At 62.5% G+C, this 17,166-nt stretch carries 16 protein-coding genes and 2 pseudogenes; 1 reads left to right on the top strand and 17 read right to left on the bottom strand.

All coding sequences use genetic code 11. From position 1 onward, the window contains the following. From ACW4LP_RS08390 to ACW4LP_RS08400, 3 genes and pseudogenes are all read right to left on the bottom strand, one after another. Window positions 1-190 (bottom strand): annotated as a pseudogene (locus ACW4LP_RS08390) (IS21 family transposase); the annotation flags it as partial. Window positions 191-676: 486 nt separating this feature from the next. Beyond that, window positions 677-1,969, bottom strand: a complete 1,293-nt coding sequence (eno, locus tag ACW4LP_RS08395; protein WP_114549706.1) for a phosphopyruvate hydratase — start codon at window positions 1,967-1,969, stop codon at window positions 677-679. Between the two features lie 138 nt (window positions 1,970-2,107). Beyond that, entirely contained in the window at window positions 2,108-4,033 is a 1,926-nt protein-coding gene (locus ACW4LP_RS08400; RefSeq protein ID WP_114549707.1) for an oleate hydratase, read from the bottom strand. Window positions 4,034-4,182: 149 nt separating this feature from the next. On the opposite strand from ACW4LP_RS08400, the gene ACW4LP_RS08405 reads away from it, so the two are divergent. Next, a complete protein-coding gene (locus tag ACW4LP_RS08405) occupies window positions 4,183-5,169 on the top strand; it encodes a DMT family transporter (RefSeq protein ID WP_147270689.1) in 987 nt (328 codons plus the stop codon). On the opposite strand, the gene ACW4LP_RS08410 is transcribed toward ACW4LP_RS08405, so the two are convergent. The 14 genes and pseudogenes from ACW4LP_RS08410 to ACW4LP_RS08475 form a co-directional block, all read right to left on the bottom strand. Beyond that, window positions 5,166-6,047: an energy-coupling factor transporter transmembrane component T family protein gene (locus tag ACW4LP_RS08410; RefSeq protein ID WP_114549709.1), complete on the bottom strand. Its 882-nt coding sequence runs from the start codon at window positions 6,045-6,047 to the stop codon at window positions 5,166-5,168. The two genes, ACW4LP_RS08405 and ACW4LP_RS08410, sit on opposite strands and share 4 nt — an antisense overlap. Window positions 6,048-6,265: 218 nt before the next feature. Beyond that, window positions 6,266-6,490 carry a hypothetical protein gene (locus tag ACW4LP_RS08415; RefSeq protein WP_114549710.1) on the bottom strand — a complete coding sequence of 75 codons (225 nt, stop codon included), beginning with the start codon at window positions 6,488-6,490 and terminating at the stop codon, window positions 6,266-6,268. Between the two features lie 664 nt (window positions 6,491-7,154). Further along, window positions 7,155-7,589, bottom strand: a pseudogene (gene rplQ, locus ACW4LP_RS08420) (50S ribosomal protein L17); the annotation flags it as partial. 13 nt (window positions 7,590-7,602) lie between these two features. Beyond that, the gene (locus tag ACW4LP_RS08425) at window positions 7,603-8,553 is read right to left on the bottom strand and encodes a DNA-directed RNA polymerase subunit alpha (RefSeq protein ID WP_022740413.1); all 951 of its coding nucleotides are present in this window, start codon (window positions 8,551-8,553) and stop codon (window positions 7,603-7,605) included. Between the two features lie 29 nt (window positions 8,554-8,582). Next, window positions 8,583-9,179 (bottom strand): 30S ribosomal protein S4, encoded by a 597-nt coding sequence (gene rpsD / locus ACW4LP_RS08430; RefSeq protein ID WP_022740414.1) that lies wholly within the window; start codon window positions 9,177-9,179, stop codon window positions 8,583-8,585. A gap of 18 nt (window positions 9,180-9,197) precedes the next feature. Then, window positions 9,198-9,596 carry a 30S ribosomal protein S11 gene (gene rpsK, locus ACW4LP_RS08435; protein WP_022740415.1) on the bottom strand — a complete coding sequence of 133 codons (399 nt, stop codon included), beginning with the start codon at window positions 9,594-9,596 and terminating at the stop codon, window positions 9,198-9,200. Between the two features lie 15 nt (window positions 9,597-9,611). Continuing rightward, the gene (gene rpsM / locus ACW4LP_RS08440) at window positions 9,612-9,980 is read right to left on the bottom strand and encodes a 30S ribosomal protein S13 (RefSeq protein WP_022740416.1); all 369 of its coding nucleotides are present in this window, start codon (window positions 9,978-9,980) and stop codon (window positions 9,612-9,614) included. A 22-nt stretch (window positions 9,981-10,002) separates the two neighbouring features. Then, entirely contained in the window at window positions 10,003-10,116 is a 114-nt protein-coding gene (gene rpmJ / locus ACW4LP_RS08445; protein WP_016309305.1) for a 50S ribosomal protein L36, read from the bottom strand. A 132-nt stretch (window positions 10,117-10,248) separates the two neighbouring features. Beyond that, entirely contained in the window at window positions 10,249-10,467 is a 219-nt protein-coding gene (gene infA / locus ACW4LP_RS08450; protein ID WP_016309306.1) for a translation initiation factor IF-1, read from the bottom strand. Window positions 10,468-10,831: 364 nt separating this feature from the next. After that, window positions 10,832-12,103 (bottom strand): MFS transporter, encoded by a 1,272-nt coding sequence (locus ACW4LP_RS08455; RefSeq protein WP_114539649.1) that lies wholly within the window; start codon window positions 12,101-12,103, stop codon window positions 10,832-10,834. A 51-nt stretch (window positions 12,104-12,154) separates the two neighbouring features. Continuing rightward, window positions 12,155-13,087 carry an alpha/beta hydrolase gene (locus ACW4LP_RS08460; protein ID WP_181815615.1) on the bottom strand — a complete coding sequence of 311 codons (933 nt, stop codon included), beginning with the start codon at window positions 13,085-13,087 and terminating at the stop codon, window positions 12,155-12,157. A gap of 81 nt (window positions 13,088-13,168) precedes the next feature. Beyond that, the gene (locus ACW4LP_RS08465) at window positions 13,169-14,467 is read right to left on the bottom strand and encodes an MFS transporter (RefSeq protein ID WP_114539647.1); all 1,299 of its coding nucleotides are present in this window, start codon (window positions 14,465-14,467) and stop codon (window positions 13,169-13,171) included. Between the two features lie 62 nt (window positions 14,468-14,529). After that, window positions 14,530-15,612 carry an ornithine carbamoyltransferase gene (locus tag ACW4LP_RS08470; protein WP_114549675.1) on the bottom strand — a complete coding sequence of 361 codons (1,083 nt, stop codon included), beginning with the start codon at window positions 15,610-15,612 and terminating at the stop codon, window positions 14,530-14,532. Window positions 15,613-15,657: 45 nt separating this feature from the next. After that, entirely contained in the window at window positions 15,658-16,959 is a 1,302-nt protein-coding gene (locus ACW4LP_RS08475) for an agmatine deiminase family protein (RefSeq protein WP_114549676.1), read from the bottom strand. Window positions 16,960-17,166: the final 207 nt, after the last annotated feature.

Below are 17,166 nucleotides of genomic sequence, written 5' to 3' on the forward strand. Positions count from 1 at the left end.
CTATGACCTCCCTGTGGCGGTCCAGCCCGCTCGGGCGGCACCTGCGCGCGTCCTCCACCTGGCCGCCGGCCTTCCAGTACTTGGCCACCGTGTGCCGGTTCATGCCGTAGCGCCGGGCGATGTCGGTGAAGTTGGGCGTGGTGCCCGCCTGCCTGTACATGTCGAACTCTCCCATGATGTTCCTTTCCAATCGGGGCTCCTTCCGTCCGGAGACGTCGGGAGCCTACACCTTGCGGCGCCGGGGGCGCCGCCGGCCAAAGTCCGGTAGCGCGATCGGCGCCTGTGCGGTGGCGCGATTGGCGGGAAGCGGGGGCCCAATCGGCGATTATTACGGTAGCGCTAACACGGTTGGGGCTGGCGGCGTAGGCCGCTGTCCAAGTAACTGTCCGCACCCCCCTCGCATCGCACTCTCGAAATGCGCTTCCTGAACGCAGCGAGCTGATCAGGCGTTTTCTAAAGAGGGCCTCCTGCCACGGGCCCCATTGCGAAATTCAGACGCTCATAACCGTCGATCTCGTGCAGAAACGGCCCCCTTCGTCGACCGAAAGCGGGGCAGCAAGCGGGAGCGGGCGAAAGCAACCCTGATTAACCGTCGCAAAACGAAGAAGGCCACCCTCACGCTGGGTGGCCTTCCGTCCGTTTGCATGTTCCCGTCCTTGGGACGGGTCTCACGTCGCTAGCGCTTAATGTTGTAGAAGGCTTTCATGCCCGCGTACTGGGCCTGGCCCTCCAGCTGCTCCTCGATGCGGATGAGCTGGTTGTACTTGGCCACGCGGTCGGAACGGCACGGGGCGCCGGTCTTGATCTGGCCGGTGTTGCACGCCACGGACAGATCAGCGATGGTCACGTCCTCGGTCTCGCCGGAGCGGTGGCTCATGACGCAGGCGTAGCCGGCCTGCTTGGCCATCTCGATGGCCTCAAGCGTCTCGGTGAGCGAGCCGATCTGGTTCACCTTGATGAGAATGGCGTTGGCGCAGCCCAGCTCGATGCCCTTGGCGAGGCGCTTGGAATTGGTAACGAACAGGTCGTCGCCCACCAGCTGCACGCGGTCGCCGATGCGGTCGGTCAGCTTCTTCCAGCCGTCCCAGTCCTCCTCGGCCATGCCGTCCTCGATGGAGACGATGGGGTACTTGTTCACGAGCGCCTCCCAGTAGTCCACCATCTCGTCGCTCGTCAGCTCGCGGCCCTCGCCGGCCAGCACGTACTTGCCGGTCTCGGCGTTGTAGAACTCCGTGGAAGCCGGATCCATGGCGAACAGGATGTCGGTACCCGGCTTGTAACCGGCCTTCTCGCAAGCTTCCACGATATAGGCCAGCGGCTCCTCGTTGGTCTTCAGGTTGGGGGCGAATCCGCCCTCGTCGCCCACGCCGCCGCCAAGGCCCGCATCATGCAGCACCTTCTTCAGGGTGTGGTAGATCTCGGCGCACCAGCGCAGGGCCTCGGCAAAGGTGGGAGCGCCCACGGGCATGATCATGAACTCCTGGAAGTCCACGTTGTTGTCGGCATGCACACCGCCGTTCAGGATGTTCATCATGGGCGTCGGCAGAAGATGCGCGTTCGCACCGCCCACGTACTTGTACAGCGGCAGCTCGGCAGCCTCCGCGGCGGCCTTGGCCACGGCCAAAGACGCGCCCAGGATGGCGTTGGCGCCGAAGGCCCCCTTGTTCTCCGTGCCGTCGGCCTCGATCATGGCGGCATCCACCATGCGCTGATCCTCGGCCTCAAGGCCGATGAGCATGTCGGCGATCTCGTTGTTCACATGGGCCACGGCATCCAGCGTGCCCTTGCCCAGATAACGGCTCTTGTCGCAGTCGCGCAGCTCCACGGCCTCGAAAGCGCCCGTGGAAGCGCCCGAGGGAACCGCCGCGCGGCCGAAGGCGCCGTCTTCCAGCACAACTTCCACTTCGACGGTGGGGTTGCCGCGAGAGTCGAGAACCTCGCGCCCGTACACATCGATGATGACGCTCATGTAGTGCCTCCTTGAAGGTTGGTTGATGCTTCTAATCAGCGTTCACCATCATAGCACGAACGACGCACGCGCAAGCGCCCCGCGCGGACTCATTCCGCACGGGGCGCATAAAACAGGCTGGGCCGCTGTTTTCCGAACCTAGTGGATGCCCGGCCACACGGCACCCGTAGCGGGCACGGGCACATCGCGGTTCTCGTCGGTGGTCGGAATGACGCCGAACTCCTTCAGAAGACCGTAGATGTCGGTGTGCTCGATCTCCTTCAGGCCGCGCGACAGCAGCAGCTTCTCCAGCACGTTCATGTTCATGTCCGTTGCAGGCTTGCCGTCGCGCAGAAGCACCGTCGCGTTCAGCAGCACGCGCAGGTCGAATACGCTGCCCCACACCTCAGGCACGCCGCGGTCGATGTCGAGTAGCGTATATACCGCCTCCATGCCAGTGCGCATGGAGTACTCAGTGGTGAAAATAGTGTCGCGCGGCGTCTCGGCGAACTGCCCAATGAAGGCGAAGTTCACGGCGCCCTCAGGCACGACGAGCGGACGGTCGCCATCGGCGCGGGGCATGAAGAAGGCCGTGATGTAGGGCATCATGCAGGGCACAGTGTTCGCGGAATGCTCGGCCAGCTCCTCGATTTGCTCCTCGGGCACGCCCAGGTGGTACAGCCACTCCTCGCAGATTTCCTTGCCGGTGCAATCGCGCATGGGCTTCTTCACGTAGTCGCCGGGCACGTCGGTGAACAGGCCGTAGAGCCACACGCACACCTGCCCCTCGGGCTGGGCGCGGAACTGCGGCTGGCGGTTGATGGTCCAGGAGAGCAGCCAGCTGGAGTCCTTCACCGACACGATGCCGCCCGTGACAACGCCGCCGGAAAGCGGGTCGCGCTTGCAGATGGCCTCGATGTAGGGCAGGATCTTCTCGTCCAGCGTGGTCACCGTGGCGCTTTCCCAGTTGCTCTTCTCCGGGTCGCCGCAGAACTTCTCGGGACGGCCGAACTCCGGCGACTGGGCCGCGATCTTCTTCCACAGATCCCAGCCGTCACCAGGGGTGAGCTCGGGTGCGAAGCGGGCTGGCTTGTCCTGGCTGCCGAAGGAGGAATGGGCCACCAGGCTGCCGGGCGTGATGAAGACGAGGTCGTTTTCCGTGAGCGGAATGGTCTCCTCGCGGCCCGTATCGGCGACGGGAGCCGTCTTGCCGTCTTCGGGCAGCCCCTCGGCGGCATCGATGGCCGCCGGGTTGTTCTCGCGCACCAGTCGAATTTCCGTGGCCAGCTTGCGGTTGTCGTCTTTGGCGTCGTCGCAGCTGAAGCGCACGTCGGTCACGTGGGTGTTGAACTGGAAGTCGACGCCGTGGGCCTCAAGGTAGTTCACCATGGGCAGGATCATGGACTCGTACTGGTTGTACCGGGTGAAGCGCAGGGCCGAGAAATCGGGCAGGCCGCCCAAATGGTGCACGAAGCGGGTGACGTAGCGCTTCATCTCCAGCGCCGAGTGCCAATTCTCAAAGGCGAACATCGTGCGCCAGTACAGCCAGAAGTTCGAGTTCAGCACCTCATCGGAGAAGTACTCGGTGATGACCTTGTCCTGCAGCTCCTCCTCCGGGGTGAAGAACAGGTTCATGATTTCCATGCAGGCCTTGTCGGACAGGTTGAACTTGTTGTCGGTATGGGCGTCCCGGCCGCGATCCACCGTGGCGCGGCACAGCGAGTAGTTGGGGTCGCGCTTGTTCAGCCAATAGTAGTAGTCGAGCACCGATACCGACGGATCCTCGATGGAGGGGATGTCGCGGAACAGATCCCACATCACCTCGAAGTGGTTGTCCATCTCGCGGCCGCCGCGCATGGTGAAGCCGAGCCCCGGGTACTCCCAGCCATCGCAACCGCCGCCGGCGCGCGGGTCGCGCTCCAGAATGTGGATCTTCTCGCCGGGCATTCGGCCGTCGCGCACAAGAAAGCACGCCGCAGCAAGTCCCGCCAGGCCGCTGCCGACAATGTAGGCCTGCTTGTTTTCCACGCCCTCGGGCGGAAGCGGATGAGCGAAGGCCTCGTAGTTGCCGCTGGAATAGTACATAGCGCACGTCCTCTCTGGTCGGGTTTAACGCTTACCCACCATCATGCGGCCACCGTGCACACCCACGCCCGTCAACAGGATTCCGTTGCGCCCCCGTTGGCTGGCAGTAACCTGGCGAAACGCGAAAGGCCGCACTATAATGGCAGGCTGTGACTGAGAAGAGACATATCCCGGGCTTCGTGTACAAGCTCATGCTGTTGGCGGCCACCATTATTTGGGGGTTCGCCTTCGTGGTGATGAAGGACGCCGTGGACGTGCTGCCCCCGGCCCAGCTCATCGGCGTGCGCTTCTTCCTGACGGGGCTTCTCATGGCCGCCGTGTTCCACCGCTCGCTGGCCGGCACGCTGAACGGGCCGTGCCTCAAGGCGGGACTGGTGCTCGCCGCCGTGACCTTCCTCGCGTTCTGGGTGCAAACCGTGGGACTCGCCGACACCACGCCGGGGAAGAACGCTTTCCTCACTGCCACCTACTGCGTCATCGTGCCCTTCATGCTGTGGGTCGTCGCCGGCAAGCGTCCCACCCTCGCCAACGTGGGCGCTGCGGGAATGTGCATCGTCGGCATCGGGCTCGTGTCGCTCACGACCAGCTCCCTTTCCTTCGAGTTCGGCGATGCCATGACGCTTCTGTGCGCCGTTTTCTTCGCGGCGCAGATCATCGCTATCTCACGCTACTCCGAGCACTTCAATGTGCTCGCCCTCACCGTGTACCAGTTCCTCTTCGGTGGCCTCATGGGGCTCGTGGTCGGTGCACTCACCGAGCCGGCGCCGAACCTGGCGGCTCTCACGCCGGAGTTCGCCTTCAACCTGTTCTACCTCGTGGTGTTTGCCTCGGGGCTGTGCTATCTCTTCCAGAATGTGGGGCTCGCCCACGTCTCTCCGGCCCAAGGGTCGCTTCTGCTGTCGTTGGAATCGGTCTTCGGCGTGCTGGCCAGCGTGCTGTTCTACGGCGAGGTGGTTACGGGGCGCATGGCCGCGGGCTTCGTCCTCATCTTCGCGGCCATTCTGATAAGCGAGCTGGCGCCGGCACGGGCAAAGCGCGAGAAGCGACCGGAGACGAACGAACCGCTCGGCATCCTGGGATCGCGCAACGTCCCGATAGCCAACGAGGACGACGCCGAGCCCGTTGCGAACCCCTAGGGAACGAGCGCGAAAGCGACACAGGCGGCAACGCCGACGAGAAGAACCGCTCCGTCGCCGGCGGAGAAACGGCGCTCGACAAGCGAGGTCGGCTCTCCCGAGGCCCCGTAGCATCGCGCCTCCATAGCTGCGGCCAGACGATCGGCCCGGCGAAAGAGCCCTACGAGCACCGGCACCATGAGCCCCCCGTAGGCCCGCAGGCGTCGCACGAGCCCTGCCTCCTCGAAGGCAGCTCCCCGCGAGGCCTGGGCGGCTCTCACGGCTCTCAGCTCCTCGGAAAGCAGCGGCATGAACCGCAGAGCGATGGAAAGCGACGTCGCGAAGTCGCGTACGGGCAGGCCCAAGCGACCCAAAGGGGAGAACAGGCGGCGCAGCCCCTCGGAAAGCTCTGCGGGCGTGGAAAGCGCCGTGAGCAAAAGACTCGCCCATACCAGCAGAAGCAGCCGGAGGGCCACCGCGATTCCCGCAAGCCACCCAGAGGCTGTAACATTGTAGACGAGCAGGAAGCCGACAATGAGGTAGGCGAAGGCCCCTTCGCGCAGCAGACGGGCAACGGGGACGTCCCCGACGGAGGCCACGGCCGCCAGCAGCGCAGCCGCCACACCCAGACCCAGAAGGTTTTCCGTGCAGAAAAGCGCCACGGAATAGGCCACGAGCAGCCCGATCTTCACACGGGCGTCCACGGTGCGCAGTGTCCCTTTCGCACCGATGCGCGCGGCACGGCGAGCTTCGCCGGCGCCGCATCTCGCACCGCCTGCGCGTTTCGCAGCGTCTGCGCGAGCAGCACCGGCGTCCCCCTTCTCGGATGCGACAGAATATATCGAGGCTTTTTCCATGTCGCCAGTATCCCACAGAGCCCCCATCGTCACGGACGCCATCCCTCCCCCATCGGCCAGACACCGGTGAGCGCTCGTGTTTTGTGCAGAGGCGCAAAAGAAGGCGCCCCCATGCTCAAGGGGGCGCCTTCTTTCAATTCCGTCAAGCCATCCCGCGGGCTCCTGTTAAGGAAGAGCCCAGGCTTGGTGGAGTCATCATGAAGCCGGCGAGTTAGCGAACCGGCCTCGAATCGGCGAGCCGCACGGCCCGCATGCAGATGTTAGAGCGATTGCTCGGCCGCAATCTCGGCCTGCTCGAACTCGAAGGCAGTCTCCGCATCCTCGGCGGCAGCCTGCTCGTTGCCCAGCGCGTCATCGTACTCGGTGGACATGGTGGCCTCGGCCACAACCTGCTGCTCGACGCGCTCGAGATCCTTGGCGGCATCTTCGTTCTTGGCGGCCTCGGTCGCAACGAACTCCTCCATCAGCGTATCCTTGTCAGCCATGATCCGGCTCCTTTCAATCGGTGCGATACCCATGAACTTACACTGCAGGAGCAAGATCGGTTGCCCTTGCAAGGAGTATTCTATGGGCCTCAGCAGCAAGGTAAACTTGAGCGGGCCGATGGTAATTCAGAGGTTGGACGCACGTTGCCTTGCCGTCATGAGACCCGCGCCGCAAGTCATACCGCGCTTACGGCAAGGGGCGACCGAGGTCGCCCCCTACGGGAGGAAACGCAGAGAAGCCGCCCGAGGGCGGCTTCTCCGGTATAGAACGATGCTTCCACGCTCCGCTTTTGCGGCTGGCGGGCGCGCGGCGCACCCGAAGTTCCCAGTCGAACGATTACTCGCTCTTGACGTCGGCCTTCTCTTCCTCAGCCTTCTCCACCTCGGAGGTCTCGACCTCCTTGGCAGCCTCGGCCTCGGCCTTCTCGGCTTCCTCCTTGGCGGCCTCGGCGGGATCACCGGCGGTCTCCTCGGTCTCGCGGAACGCCTCGGCCTCTTCGGCCTTCTTCTCCTCGACGGCCTCGACCTTCTCGGCATCGGTCATCTCGGCGCCGTTCTCGGCAACGGCCTCGGCGGCGTCTACAGCCTCGATCTGCTCGACGGTGCCGTCGGCCTCGAAGCCCAGATCCTCGGCGAGCTCCTCGGACTTGTCGGCCTTCTTGGCGACCTTCTTCGGGGCAGCCTTCTTGGCAGCGGCCTTCTTCTCGGCAGCGGCCTTGCGCTCGGCCTTGGGCACGCAGGGCTCGGTCACGAGCTCCATGATGACCATGGGGGCGTTGTCGCCCTTGCGAGGCCCGAGCTTCATGATGCGGGTGTAGCCGCCGGGACGATCCTGGAACATGCCCTGGGCGACCTTCTCGAAGATCTCGCGGACGAGCTCCTTGTCGTTCAGGTAGGCGATGGCCAGGCGGCGGGAATGCAGATCGCCGCGCTTAGCCCAGGTGATCACCTTGTCGACCTGCGGGCGGATCTCCTTGGCACGGGACTCCACCGTCTTGATGCGGTCGTTCAGGAACAGGGCGGAAACCAAGCTGCGCTTCATAGCCTTAGTGTGGCTATAGTCGGTGCCGAGCTTGCGACCCTTCTTGTTGTGTCTCATAACTCTTTGTCTCCTAAAGCTTCAAATTGAGGTCCATGGAAATGAGCTTGTCCTTCACTTCCTCGATGGACTTCGCACCAAAGTTCCGAATGTTGAGCAGGTCGTTCTCGGAGAACTCGACGAGCTGGCGCACGGAATGGATGCCCGCGCGCTTCAGGCAGTTGTAGGAGCGGACGGAAAGGTCCAGATCCTCGATCTGCTTGTCAAGCTCGGCGTTGGACTCCTGACCCTCCGGCGCGAAGATGGAGGGAGCCTCGCCCTCTTCCTCCTCGCCGGTGGAAGCCAAAGCCAAAAACGCGCCCATGTACTGGTTGATGATGTTGGCCGCGCGGCACACTGCCTCCGTGGGGGCGAGCGATCCGTCGGTCTCAACTTCAAGAACCAGCTTGTCGTAGTCGGTGCGCTGGCCCACGCGGGTGTCCGTCACGTTCATCGTGCAACGGCGCACCGGCGAGAACAGCGAGTCCACATGGATGATGCCGATGGGATCCTCCGTGCGCTTGTTGCGCTCGGCGGACACGTATCCGCGGCCGACACCGATGCGGATGGTCATGTCCAGCTGGCCGCCGTCGGCAACCGTGGCGATGACGTGATCGGGGTTCACCAGGTTGAACTGGCCCGGCACCTCCAGATCGGCGCCGGTCACCGTGCAGGGGCCCTCGGCGAACACGTGGGCGGTCGCCTCGTCGGCCTCGTCAGATACCTGGGAGAACACCAGGCCCTTCACGTTCAGCACGATGTCGGCGATGTCCTCGATGACGCCTTCCGCGGTAGTGAACTCGTGCTGGACGCCCTCGATCTGGATGGCGGTGGCCTTAGCCCCGTCCAGCGAGGAGAGCAGCACGCGACGCATGGAGTTGCCCAGCGTGTTGCCGTAGCCGCGCTCGAGCGGCTCGACGATGTAGCGGGCAACGGTGTCGTTGACTTCCTCCGTGGTAACGGTAGGCCTCATGAACTCTGTCATGTATGGGTAGCCTCCTAAAAAAGTCGCGATTATTTCGAGTACAGTTCGACGATGAGCTGCTCGTTGATGTCCAGATCAATCTGGTCGCGCGTCGGGAGGGACAGCACGCTGCCCTGCAGCTTCTCGATGTCGATCTCCAGCCATGCCGGGACCTGAACGCGCTCGTTGGAGACCAGAGCGCTCTTCACCACGAGAAGCTCCTTGGCCTTGGGGGCCACCGAGACGAGCTCGCCGGGACGCACGCGGAAGGACGGGATGTCTACGCGGCGGCCGTTCACGCAGATGTGGCCGTGGGTCACCATCTGGCGGGCTTCCTTGCGGGTGCGGGCGAAGCCCAGGCGGAAGACCACGTTGTCGAGACGGGTCTCCAGGATGGTCATCAGGTTCTCACCGGTCTGACCCTCCATGGACTTGGCGCGCTTGAAGTACCCACGGAACTGCTTCTCGAGCACGCCGTAGATGAACTTGGCCTTCTGCTTCTCACGCAGCTGCATAGCGTACTCGCTCTCCTTGCGGCGACGCTTGGGCTGGCGGATGGATTCCTTCTTGCTGGAGTAACCGAGCACCACAGGATCGATGCCCAGCTGACGGCAGCGCTTGAGAACCGGAGTTCTGTTGATTGCCATAATGTACGATCCTTTCAGTTACACGCGGCGACGCTTCTTGGGGCGGCAGCCGTTGTGCGGGATGGGGGTGCAGTCCTGGATGCTGGCCACTTCGAGGCCGGCAGCCTGCAGGGAGCGGATGGCGGTCTCGCGACCGGAACCCGGGCCCTTCACGTAGACGGCAACCTTCTTCAGCCCGTGCTCCATGGCCGTCTTCGCGGCGGCCTCGGCGGCCATCTGCGCGGCGAACGGCGTGGACTTGCGGGAGCCCTTGAAGCCCACGGTGCCCGCGGACTGCCAGGAGATCACGTTGCCCTGGGGATCGGTGATGGAGACAATGGTGTTGTTGAACGTAGACTTGATGTGAGCGGCGCCCACGGCAATGTTCTTACGCTCAGAGCGCTTGATGCGCGTAGTACGTACTTGCTTCTTAGCCACGGTTTGCTTACCTCACTACTTCTTCTTGCCGCCGATTTGCTTGCGCGGACCCTTGCGGGTACGGGCATTCGTGTGCGTGCGCTGGCCGCGAACGGGCAGGCCGCGACGATGACGCAGACCGCGATAGCAGCCGATCTCCATCAGGCGCTTCACGTTCTGAGAAACCTCGCGATGCAGGTCACCTTCGACCTTGAGGTTCTGCTGGATGTAGTCGCGCAGCTTCGCGAGGTCTTCCTCGGAAAGGTCCTTCACGCGAATGTCGGGATCGACGCCGGTAGCGGCGATGATCTCTTTGGCCGTAGTGAGGCCAATGCCGTAAATGTAGGTCAAGGCGATCTCAATGCGCTTATTGCGGGGAAGATCGACACCAACGAGACGTGCCATGTTGTTCTAAAGTCCTTTCTTCCTAGCCCTGACGCTGCTTATGGCGCGGATTCTCGCAGATGACGAGGATCTTGCCATGGCGTCGGATGATCTTGCACTTGTCGCACATCTTCTTGACCGAGGGACGTACCTTCATGTCGTTTCCTTTCGGTATGCGGATCGTTCTATACGTGCACGCCCAGCCGCTGGCGAGTGTTTTCTCAGCTGTGACCGCGCGCGAAGGATCCGGGTCTTCGCGCGGGGGCGCCCTATGCAGGCCCTAAGGGGATTACTTGAAGCGGTAGGTGATGCGGCCGCGGTTCAAGTCGTACACCGACAGCTCCACGGTCACGCGGTCGCCGGGCAGGATCTTGATGTAGTGCATGCGCATCTTGCCGGAAATGTGGGCGAGGATGGTGTGGCCATTCTCGAGCTCCACCTTGAACATCGCGTTGGGCAGGGCTTCGAGCACCGTGCCCTCGAGTTCGATTACATCTTCCTTAGCCAAAAGTTGCTCCTCCAAAACGGACTGATAAAGCAGCAACGCAAGATAGTATCAAAAAGGCAAGAGGATTTGAAGAAAAAATCGCACAAGGGCGTAAAAAACCAAAAAGCGGATTTGGCTTTGAAAATGACCTGCTTGTCAGGCCTGCGGTCGAGCCGCGCAGCTCTCGGAGATCAACCGGAGCCGCCAGGTATTGTTCGCGCTGCCTCGCGCGGCCGCCTTGTCGGCAATTGGGTATGCTAGCACAGGTGCGCCCCTCGATGCAAGCGGGAGGCGCACCTTGGCAGATAAAACAAGGGGGCGGCGCGCCCAGATGAGACAACAGGGAACCCAGGCGCGCACCCCTACACGAAAAGATGGTCGACGGCTACTCGCTCAACCAGCGCAGGGTGCGGCTGCTTTTCTTCGCGAGGATGACCAGGGCGATGATGACGATATCGACGATGAAGCCGAACACGAACACATTCTGGAACACGCCGGTGGCCTCGTAGATGGACATCATCAGCGGAATGCCCAGGCTAGCAACCAGGTAGCCGCAGCTGGTGATGCGCGAGAAGATCTTCTCGAAGTCCCTCATGCCGAAGATGGAGAGCGCGAAGGTGGAATAGCCCACGCCGGTGATGGCGTACATGGCGTCGTTCAAACCAGCGCCTACGCACGAGCCTACCACCGACTCGCTGCTGAAGTACAGCACCACGAATGACACCATGGTGATGCCCGTCCACAGCACCATGGCGCGCGTCGAGCCGAATTTATCGCTGGTGGCACCCGCCAGGGGGTTAAAGACAATGTCGCAGAGGCTCGCCGAGGACACCATCAGTCCGCCCACCACCGCGCCAAGTCCCACCACTTCGGCGTAGGTTGGAAAAATGGCGTTCATACAGGCCGTCCCTTGGCACAGCATCACCACGCCCACGCAGAGGAGGAACGGCACGCTGCGGAACGCTGCGGCTGCCGGCACGCCGGGCGCGGTGCTGGGAGCCAGGGTTTTAGCGCGCCCAGCCGCTTCCTCGTACCCGTAAGGCAGAAGCCCCTTATCTTCAGGGCGATAGCGGATAACGAAGACGATGGCAGGCAGCGCCAGGCATGCGGATGCCGCGGCGAGCACGAAATATGAGGAGCGCCAGCCAATGGCCTCGATAATGGTGGCGAACAAAGGGCTTGCCACGGCGCAGTACAGCGCCTGGATGGCCCACACCACGCCGATGGCGAAGCCGGTCTTCTTCGCGAACCAATTACCCATGGTGGGCGTGACGGTAACGGTGCTGGTGGCCGCCAGCCCGAGACCGACGAACACACCGGAGACATACCACATCCAGGGCTCATCGTAGAAGGCCATGGCCACAGTGGCCAGCACCTCCATGGCCACGGCCGCGATCAGGATGACCGGCAGTTTCACGCGCGTGAGCAAATTGCCCACCAGGGGCATGGCCAGGCCCATGCACACCATTTCTATGGTGGTATAGAGCGTCAGGGTAGAGAGTTCGCAGCCGATGTCCGTGCTGACAGGATAGAACCACTGCGCGCCCACCACCGAGAACGAGCCGATGGTGCCGCTCATCATCAGACCATAGGCAATCATCACAAGCCATGCATAGTGGGGCTTATTCCCCTGTTCAACGGTTTTCGCAGATGTCATTGCATCCAACTCCGTTTCTAAGCTCGAAGATTCGTTTCCAAAGTCGATCTCTCACAGCTGCGAGATTACATAGGACCGGTACTCGAAGGCCTTGTCGGCAATGGGCAGCGGGAACGTGTCGAAGGTGTGCGTGAGGCCCGTGAGCACATGGAGCTCGGCGGGAACGTGAGCCGCCATCAGGCGCTTCGCGTACTCGATGGTTTCGTCGCGGAACAGGTCGAGCTCGCCCACCTCCAGGAAAGCCGGCGCCAGGCCCTCGAAGCTCTCGTTGCGCGCCGGGGCCTCGCAGGGCAGCACTTCATCGGTTCCCCGGCGCTCGCCCAGCACGGCCTCCCAGGCCATCTTGTTGTTCTCCGCGAACCACACGTGTGCAAGGCCGTCGAGCTCATCGTCGCAGGCCACGGTTCGGTCGTCCAGCATGGGGTAGATGAGAATCTGCTTGGCCAGCGGCACGCCTCTGTCGCGCGCGAGGATAGCGGCCCCCGCCGCAATGCCCGCGCCGCCGCTGTCGCCCATGATGGCAACGCGGTGCGCATCGATGCCCAGCTCGTCCGCATGGCCGATGAGCCACAGGTACCCGTCGAGGGCATCCTCGGCCTGGGGGCGCGGATGCTCGGGCGCCAGGCGGTAGCCGATGGACAGAAACGGCACGCCGCTTAGGGCCACATAGCGCGAGATATCCGCGTCCATCTCGTCGATGCCCATGAGGATCATGCCGCCCCCGTGGACGTACATCACCGCCGAGCGCGCATCCGACCCCTCCTTCCGGTACCAGCGGGCCCGCATGGGATAGCCGTCGGCCGTCTCAATCTCCACATCACGCGCCACGACCCCCTCCGCCAGCGGCAAGTCCCGCATCTCGGCGTAGAGGGGGTCGGCGAACGCGCGCATTTCCTCAAGGGTTCCCACGAACTTCTCCGCAGGCGGGAAGCCCGCGGGGTCGTCTACGAGCTCCTGGAGCTCGGGATGGTAGCGATAGGTCATTCCCCTCATCCTCTCCTTTTCTCGAGAATCGGAAAACGCGAAAAGCCACCTGCCCGGCACAAGGGCAGGTGGCTTTGGGGCTTACTCCTGCGGGGCGGCCTCGGCGGCAACCTCGACGGTTTCCTGGGGCAGCTTCGCGGACTGCTTCTCGCCCACCAGCAGGCATACGATGATGATGGCGCAGACGATGAACCCGAAGACGAACACGTTCTCGAAGGCACCGGTAACCTCGTAGATCTTCATCATGATGGGCACGCCCAGGCTGGCAACAAGATAGCCGAACATCATGACCGTGGAGAAGATGCGCTCATAGTCCTTCTTGCCGAACCAGGCCATGGTGAAGGTGGCTAGGCCCACGCCGCAGAGCGCGTACATGACATCGTTGATGCCCGCGCCCACGATGGCCAGAATGGGGCTGTTCACGCTGAAGTACAGGATGACGAACGACACCATGGTGACCACGGTCCAGCCGATGAACGACTTGGTGGGGCCGAACTTGTCGGCCGTGGTGCCCAGGATGGGATTGAGAGCGATATCGGCAAGGCTTGCCGCCGTCACCATGAAGCCGCCCACAATGGCGCCAAGGCCAACTACCTCGGCATAGGTGGGGAACACCACGTTCATGTTCGAGATGGTCATGGACATCATGACCACGAGGACGGCCATCACGAAGGGCACCGAGCGCAGGGCCAGTTTGTAGGGCACGCCGGTCTCGGCGACCGCGCCACCCTCTTCCTCAACGGCGTTCGGGTCGTAGCCGTAGGGCAGCATGCCCTTGTCCTCGGGACGATAGCGAATGACGAAGATGGTGAAGGGCAGGGCCATGACCGCGGCGATGATGGCCAGCACCACGTAGCTCATGCGCCAACCGAGCATCTCGATCATGTTGCTGAAAATGGGGCTCGCCACCGCCACAAAGATACTCTGGATGGTGAAGATCATGCCAATGGCGAAACCGGTCTTCTTGTGGAACCAGTTGCCCAGGGTGGGCGCAGCGGTCACGGTGCTGGTGGCCGACAGGCCGAAGCCGATGGGCACAGCCGCCACAAACCACATCCACATCTCGGTGAACATGGACATGCAGGCGAAGGGAACGAGCTCCAGCAGCACGGCCACGGTCATGAGCACCGACAGCTTGATTTTGCCCGATGCCATGATCTTGCCGCAGATGGGCATGCCCAGCGCCATGAACACCATGGACAGCGTCACGTACAGGGTGAACGATGACAGATCGAAGCCCAGCTCCTCGCACACCGGATAGTAGAACAGGCCGCCCATGACGGTGATGGCGCCGATAGTGGCGCACATGACCATGCCAAAGCCGACCATGACGAGCCAGGCGTAGCCGCTTCCGCTTTTCTTTGCTACTTCAGTAGACATGTTTTCTCCTTACGGGAACGGCGGGCAGCCGCGCAGGCCGCCCGCCCGTGGTGAGTCGACGACTAGATGCCCAGAACAGCGGCCAGGCAGGCCTTGATGGTGGGCTGGCGGTTGCCGGCCTCGCGGAAGATCTCGCTGGCGTGCTTCTCGAAGCACTCGTCGGAGATGCAGATGCCCTCGGTGAGGATGCGGCGGTCGCGCTCGTTCTTGGCCTCGGCCAGGAACTTCTGCATCAGCTTCATGTCGGCGTTGTGGTAGGCCGGCAGCATATGCATGACCAGGCAGTCGGGGTTCTTCACGTAATCTTCCATCAGGTCGCTCGTCACGCGGTAGGGCTCCATGATGTCGGAGTGGCGCAGCCACGCGTCGTAAGAGTACTCCAAGCTCGTCCAGTCGCCGGTGGCGGCCAGGTCCTCGTCGTGCACGTCGGGGTTCTGGTAGATCCAGCACTCGGTGGTCACCACGTCCATGCCCTTCAGCTTCTCCTTGTCGGAGGTGAGCACGATCTCGTTGTTCGGTGCCCACTTGTTGAACAGGTCCTCGATGTTCTCCTTGAAGGAGTCGCACAGCTGGTAGCGCTCGTCGTCGGGGCCCACGGCGTAGAAGTCCATGCCCAGAAGCGCGCACAGGCGGCCGTACCACATGGCGGTGGTGGCGCAGTTGCCCACGAAGGCCAGCTTGCGGCCCTTCAGGTTGCCCAAAAGCTCCTGCATGGTGAGGGCGTCGGCCAGCATCTGGGTGGGATGGTCGCCCTCGCAGCAGGCGTTGATGACTGGAATGGTGGCGATGTCGGCCACCTCGCGCACGTAGGCCTCCTCGCGCTGGGCGCGCAGCACGATGGCGTCGTACATCTCGCTGAACACGCGGATGGAGTCCTTCACCGTCTCCTTGTTGCCGAAGTGCGAGTTGGACAGGTAGGTGAAGCCCAGGCCCAGGTCATGGCAGGAGGTCTCGAAGGCGCAGCGGGTGCGGGTCGACTCCCACTCGAAGTGGGCCACCACGTTCTTGTTGTGGAAGCGGGCGTGATCGACGCCGGTCATCTTCTCGGCCTTCAGCATCTTGGACAGATCCAGCAGGTACTGGAACTGGTCGGGGGTCATGTCGCCGATGTTGATGATGTCCTTTCCTACGAAGTTGTTAAGCATGGGTGAGATTCCTTTCCTCTTGTTTTCTTCCCTTGCGAACTCACGTTATTGGGGCATTGCCACGTTCTTGGTCCAGCAGTGCACGCCGCCGCCGAACAGGTTCAGGTAGTAGGTGTCCAGCATGACGACCTCGCGGCCGGGGAACACGCTCTTGAGCACCGCCTTGGCGCGCTCGTCCTTCTCCTTGATCTTCGGATCCATGCCCTCGTGCCAGTAGCGCTGGCCCAACACCACGTCGTTGCACACGAGGAAGTTGCAGTAGCTGCAGGAGTTGACGAAGCAGTAGTCGCCCTCGGGCCACGGGGTGCCGTCGAAGGCCACGCCGCCGTTCTCGTCGAAGAACTGCTTCCAGCCCATGACCGTGGGGTTGTCCTGGCTGCCGCGGAAGATGAGATGCTCCGGGAAGGGCATGCGCACGATCTTCAGCGGGCGGCCGTCGGGCAGCGTCTCGTTCTTGAGGATCTCGTAGGCGGCGTCGATGCGGCGCTTGTTCTCGGCGCTGATGGGGCCCTCGGCGGCTTCCTCCTCGGTCACCTCGGCCAGAAGCACCGTGTCCTCGTCCACGAAGCGGCAGTACTCATCGGCATGGGCGGCGAAGGAGCCAGGCCAAATCAGCGTGCCGTCCTCCATCTTGTCGATGGGGCCCTTGCGGATGTCGTCGTCTTCCAGCATCGGCTTGGGAATCCAGATGATCTTGTCCAGGTTCCAGACGCGCTTGTACTCGTCCTCGATTTCTTCCTTGGTGTACTCGGGGTTGCGCTTGACCACCTCGGTGTCCTCAACGGCGATCATGACGCCCTTGCCATTGAACTCGCGGTTGCCGCCTTCGGACACCATGTCGGAGTTCACCATGTCGAAAACGTCAAGGTCGATGGCCATGTTCGCGCCGGCGCGACGGGCCAGCTGCTGGGCAGGCTCCATCTTGTCGTTGTTGGAGTAGTTGCTCCAGCGCATGTTCACAGCCAGCGTGTTGCCCTCGTCGTCGATCATGACATCGGGGCCGTTGTCGCGGATGGACACGCTCCAGTCGTCGAACTGGGTGAAGCGGATGAAGGGGCTGAACTTCTCATCCCCGTTGTCAGCGGCGGTGTTGCGCTGACCCTCGGTATCGGGGTCGGACACATCCACACCCGCATCGGCCAGCATCTGCTTGCAGGCCTCAAGGGAGGTCTCGCAGCCGCAGTTCACATGAACGTTCACGTGACCCAGCAGATTCTTCACCACCTCGACGAGCACCTCACGACCCTTGTCGCCGTCCTCACCGGCGCAATAGTCGGGAAGCCAGTTGATGAACACGTCGGTCTGCGGTTCGAACTCTCCCGGGAATCGGAACTTCTCAATTTCCACTTGCTGCTCCTTTCGTCCTGCCCGCGCTCTTGCGAACGCCCCTCTTGTTCCTTACTTACTGTAAGTAAGGCAAACTATAGTGACCTTCCCGCTCAAAGTCAATGGATTTTTTTACAATGTGTAATTTTTTTTATACGCTGTAAAGATTTCAGGTAATATATAGGCGATCGAAAAAGCATCGAGCGAACGAGTCTATTGGTTGCAGAG

It is taken from the genome of Adlercreutzia sp. CNCM I-6215, from assembly GCF_977072315.1.

Coding starts and splice junctions, on each gene's coding strand:
- rpsD (WP_022740414.1), bottom strand. CDS start 9,179: ATGGCAATCAACAGAACTCCGGTTCTCAAGCGCTGCCGTCAGCTGGGC.
- rpsM (WP_022740416.1), bottom strand. CDS start 9,980: ATGGCACGTCTCGTTGGTGTCGATCTTCCCCGCAATAAGCGCATTGAG.
- ACW4LP_RS08425 (WP_022740413.1), bottom strand. CDS start 8,553: ATGACAGAGTTCATGAGGCCTACCGTTACCACGGAGGAAGTCAACGAC.
- ACW4LP_RS08400 (WP_114549707.1), bottom strand. CDS start 4,033: ATGTACTATTCCAGCGGCAACTACGAGGCCTTCGCTCATCCGCTTCCG.
- ACW4LP_RS08410 (WP_114549709.1), bottom strand. CDS start 6,047: ATGGCGTCCGTGACGATGGGGGCTCTGTGGGATACTGGCGACATGGAA.
- ACW4LP_RS08460 (WP_181815615.1), bottom strand. CDS start 13,087: ATGACCTATCGCTACCATCCCGAGCTCCAGGAGCTCGTAGACGACCCC.
- ACW4LP_RS08470 (WP_114549675.1), bottom strand. CDS start 15,612: ATGCTTAACAACTTCGTAGGAAAGGACATCATCAACATCGGCGACATG.
- eno (WP_114549706.1), bottom strand. CDS start 1,969: ATGAGCGTCATCATCGATGTGTACGGGCGCGAGGTTCTCGACTCTCGC.
- ACW4LP_RS08465 (WP_114539647.1), bottom strand. CDS start 14,467: ATGTCTACTGAAGTAGCAAAGAAAAGCGGAAGCGGCTACGCCTGGCTC.
- rpmJ (WP_016309305.1), bottom strand. CDS start 10,116: ATGAAGGTACGTCCCTCGGTCAAGAAGATGTGCGACAAGTGCAAGATC.
- ACW4LP_RS08455 (WP_114539649.1), bottom strand. CDS start 12,103: ATGACATCTGCGAAAACCGTTGAACAGGGGAATAAGCCCCACTATGCA.
- ACW4LP_RS08415 (WP_114549710.1), bottom strand. CDS start 6,490: ATGGCTGACAAGGATACGCTGATGGAGGAGTTCGTTGCGACCGAGGCC.